This is a genomic window from Nonomuraea maheshkhaliensis, from assembly GCF_039529435.1.
Taxonomy (GTDB): domain Bacteria; phylum Actinomycetota; class Actinomycetes; order Streptosporangiales; family Streptosporangiaceae; genus Nonomuraea; species Nonomuraea maheshkhaliensis.
The window spans coordinates 1-4,482 of record NZ_BAAAMU010000260.1; the positions used below are offsets into that span (position 1 = coordinate 1).

2 protein-coding genes and 1 pseudogene are annotated in these 4,482 nt (G+C 74.5%); all 3 read right to left on the bottom strand.

Translation table 11 applies throughout. The features are described from left to right. Positions 1-597 (bottom strand): annotated as a pseudogene (locus ABFX54_RS55970) (hypothetical protein); the annotation flags it as partial. Beyond that, on the bottom strand, positions 597-1,304 hold the full coding sequence (locus tag ABFX54_RS55975) for an ABC transporter ATP-binding protein (RefSeq protein WP_346115501.1): 708 nt from the start codon (positions 1,302-1,304) through the stop codon (positions 597-599). The pseudogene ABFX54_RS55970 and the gene ABFX54_RS55975, both read right to left, overlap by 1 nt. A gap of 132 nt (positions 1,305-1,436) precedes the next feature. Continuing rightward, on the bottom strand, positions 1,437-4,482 hold a 3,046-nt coding region (locus ABFX54_RS55980), incomplete at its 5' end, for an SDR family NAD(P)-dependent oxidoreductase (RefSeq protein WP_346115502.1).

Consider the following 4,482-nt stretch of genomic DNA (forward strand, 5'->3'; position numbering starts at 1 on the left):
CAGGCGGCGGGCATCGGCGGCGGAGAAGAAGATCGCGGGGCGCGCGGCGGGCCGGCCGGAGTGGGACGTGGCCAGGCCGGTCACGGTGTAACGCTCGCTGACGCCGTGCACCTCGACCTCCGCCTGCGCGCCCGGCCTCAGGCCGCCGCGCGCGGCCAAGCCGGCGTCGAGCACGATCTGACCGGGGCCGGTGGGGGCGGCGCCGCTGGTCAGCGTGTACGGGACCAGCCCGGCCCCGGCCCAGTCGTGGCCCGCCGCGGCGGCGCCGGCCAGCTCGGCCGGGAAGGCGATGTCCTCGACGACCGAGGCGATGCCCCGTACGCCGCGTAAGGTCCGCGCGACGGAGGCGGGCAGGCGGACCTTCTCCGGCAGCCACACGGGGTCGTCGGGGTCGGCGCCCGGGGGGACGAACGACTGGTCGCCGAGCACGACGATGGGCGCGCCGTCCAGCCGGTGCGGCAGCACGGCGGCCCGCGCGCCGGTGGCGGCGAGCGCGGCGCAGGCCGACACGACGACCGCGGCCACCGCCATCGCGACGAACGCGGAGGCGAAGGCGTTCCTGCGGTAGCGGAGGTTGCGCAGGATCAGCAGCCACATCAGAACGGGTCTCTCGCTTCCCATACCGCCAGGTGAACGGCTCGTTCCAAGGCCTCCTTGCCCTCGGGGAAGCTCATCTCGCGCTCCACCCGGCCGGATCTCAGCAGCACGGCGCGGTCGGCGTAGGCGGCGACCATGGGGTCGTGGCTGGCCAGCACGACGTTGCCGGCGTGGTCGTGCACGTACGAGGCCAGCAGGCCGAGCAGCTCGCCCGCGCTGCGGGGGTCGAGCCCGCGGGCCGGGTCGTCGGCCAGGATCACCGCCGGGCTGGTGATCATGGCGCGGGCGACGGCGACCATCTGCTGCTGGCTGCGGCACAGGTCGGCGGGCATGCTGTCGAGGTGTTCCGACAGGCCGGCGCGCCGGACGAGGTCGATGACCAGCGACGGGGCGGCCGACCTCCTGGCCAGGCGGAGCGGCAGCGTCAGGTTCTCGGCGACGGTCAGCGAGGGCAGCAGGTTGCGGGAGGAGAACACGTACGAGACGCGCTCGCGCCGCACGACGTCGAGCGCGGCCTCGTCGAGGGAGGTGAGGTTCTCGCCCGCGACGTCCACGGTGCCGGAGGTGGGCCGGTCGAGGCCGGCCGCACATCTCAGCAGCGTGGTCTTGCCTGCCCCGGGCGGCCCGAGGATCGCGGTGAAATTATTTTTCAGGCAGCGTAGCGTTACGCCGTCGAGAGCTTTCTTTGGGCCGTAGTTCTTGGTCACCGATTCCAGTCGGACGATAGCCTCCCCATCGTTACGCATATGCCGATCGTATGATGTGGGGCATCGTCCGCAATCGAACGGCGGGACCATTTGCATATCCTCCGAAGTAATGACCTGCTGGCATTACTTCGTTTATGAGTTGTTGTCAATAATGCTGTACAGCTCGTCGGCGGTGGCCTGGGACAGGTCGTCGGCGCCCGCCGTGCCCGCCCAGGCGGCGGCCAGGTCACGGAGCCTCGCGGCGATCCGTTCGCGGTCGGCCGGCGCGGGGGCCGCCTCGGCCATGGCGCGTTCGAGCTCGGCCAGCTCGGCCTCCAGCGGCGGCTCCTCGCCGATCAGCTCGGCCTTGATGTGGGCGGCCACGGCCTCGGGGGTCGGGTGGTCGAAGACGAGCGTGGCCGACAGCCGGGCGCCGGTCAGCGTGCTGAGCCGGTTGCGCAGCTCGACCGCGGTGAGCGAGTCGAAGCCCAGGTCGGTGAACCCGCGACGGGGGTCGACCTCCTCCATGCTCGCGTGGCCGAGCACGCTCGCCGTGTGCGTCCTGACGAGGTCGAGCAGCATCCGCGTACGTGCCGCGCCGGGCAGGGCGCGCAGGCGTTCGGTCAGCGACTCGGCGGGCCGGCCCGCGTCGTTGGCCGCCTTGCGCACGCCGCCCCTGACGCCGCCGCTGACGAGACCGCGGAGCATGCTGGGGGGTCCGTCCTGCCGGTCGCGCACGGCGGCGAGGTCCAGCGGCGCCGCGACGTCGGCCGCGGCGGCCAGGCCGAGCGCGGCGGCGCGCAGGGCGAGACCCTGCTCCGGCGTCATGGGCCGCAGCCCGTCGCGGCGCACCCTGCGCTGGTCGGCCTCGTCGAGCCTGGCGGTCATGCCGCCGCTCTCCGGCGCCCACATGCCCCAGGCGATCGAGGTGGCGGGCGCTCCGGTGGCGGCGCGGTGTGCGGCCAGGGCGTCCAGGAAGGCGTTGGCGGCGGCGTAGTTGGCCTGTCCGGCGTCGTCGAACGTGCCGGCGCAGGAGGAGAAGAGCACGAACGCCGCCAGGTCGTGCTCGCGGGTCAGCTCGTGCAGGTGCGCGGCGGCCCGCGCCTTGGGCCGCCACACGGCGTCCAGCCGGTCGGGGGTGAGCGCGCCGATCACGCCGTCGTCCACGACGCCGGCGGTGTGCACGACGGCGGTGAGCTCGCGGCCTGCGACGAGGTCGGCCAGCGCCTTGCGGTCGCCGATGTCGGCGGCGGCGATCTCGACGGACGCGCCCATTTCGATCAGCTCCGCCCGCAGCTCGGCCGCGCCCGGCGCGTCCTCGCCCCGCCTGCTGACCAGCAGGAGCCGCCGTACGCCGTGCGTGCCGGCCAGGTGCCTGGCGGTCAACGCGCCCAGCCCGCCGGTGCCACCGGTGATGAGGACGGTGCCGTCCGGGTCGAGCGGGGCGGGGACGGTGAGGACGACCTTGCCGATGTGCCGGGCCTGCTGCATGTGCCGGAACGCCTCGGGGGCGCGGCGCAGGTCCCAGGCGCGGACGGGGAGCGGGGTGAGCGCTCCGGCGCGGAGGAGGCCGAGCAGGGTGGCGAGGATCTCGGCGGTCCTGTCGGGGCCGGCTTCGTCCAGGTCGAAGGGGGTGTAGCCGGGGGTGGCCGGCCGGAGGTCGGTTTTGCCCATTTCGATGAAGCGGCCGTCGGGTTTGAGGAGGCCGAGTGAGGCGTCGGTGAAGTCTCCGGCCAGGGAGTTGAGGACGACGTCCATGGGTGGGAAGCGGTCGGCGAACTCCAGGGTGCGGGAGCTGGCCAGGTGTTCTTCGTCCAGGCCGGTGGCTTTCCATTTGGCGGGGCTGGCGGTGCCGTACACCTCCGCGCCGAGGTGACGGGCGATCTGCGCCGCCGCCATGCCCACACCGCCCGCCGCCGCGTGGATCAGCACCTTCTCCCCCGGCTGGAGACCGGCCAGGTCCACCAGGCCGTACCAGGCCGTGGCGAAGACGGCGGGGACGGAGGCGGCCGTGGCGAACGACCAGCCCTCCGGGATCGGAACGAGGTGCCGCACGTCGGCGACGGCGTGGGTGCCGAGCGCATTGTCGAACAAGCCCATCACCCGGTCGCCCACGGCCAGCCCCGCCACGCCCGGGCCGAGCTCGGTCACGACGCCGGCGCCCTCGCTGCCCGGCTCCGCCGCGCCCGGGTACATGCCGAGCGCGATCAGCACGTCGCGGAAGTTGAGGCCGCAGGCGCGCATCGTGACCCGTACCTCGCCGGGGCCGAGCGGGCGGTCCACGATCGGGGCGGCGATCAGGTGGTCGATGGTGCCCGCCTCGCGTACGTCCACCCGCCATGGGGCGGTCGCGGTGAGGGGCGGCGGTTCCGCCTTGGCCAGCCTGGGGGCCAGGGCGGTGCCTTCGCGCAGGGCCAGCTCGGGCTCGGTCCCCGTGAGGACGGACGGGAGCGCGTGGTAGGAGGCGTCGCTGCCGTCCACGTCGATGAGCAGGACGCGACCCGGGTTCTCCGCCTGGGCGGCGCGTACGAGGCCGGCGACCGCCGCCTGCTCCGGGTCGGGCGCCGGGTCGTCCGGGCGCGCGGCCACGGCGCGGCGGGTCACGACGGCCAGGCGGGTGGTGGCCGCGTGCTCGTCGGCCAGCCGGTCTCTGAGCGCGCCGAGCACGGCGTGCGGCGCGGTCGGCGTCTCATCGCCCAGGTCGGTGTACGGCGGCTCGGACCGCGCGTTGTCACCCGAGCCGGTGCACGGCGGCTCGGACCGCGTGTCGTCACCCGGGTCGAAGTGCGGCGGCCCCGCGTGCGTCCCGTCGGCCTGGTAGGTGGGCGGGGGTGAGGCGAGCAGGATCGTCCGGTCGTGTGCCGGGCCGTCCGTCACCGGGACTCCGGCGGCGGTGAGCGCCTCCCGGAGCCAGCCGGCTTCCGTGGCCACCGCATGGGCGGCGGACGGCTCCGCGGCGTGTGGGGTCGTGGTCCAGGTCACCTGGTAGAGGCCGTCGCGGGGGGCCGTGGGCAGCGCCGTCAGGGGGGCGTCGGCGACCGGTCGCATGGTGAGCCCGCCCACCTCGGCCAGGGGTGTGCCGGTGCCGTCGGCCAGGAGCACGCTGGTCACGCCGTCGGTGGTGGTCACGCGGACTCTGGCCCGGGTGGCGCCGGTGGCGTGCAGGGTGACGTCGGTCCAGGCGAACGGCAGCTCGACG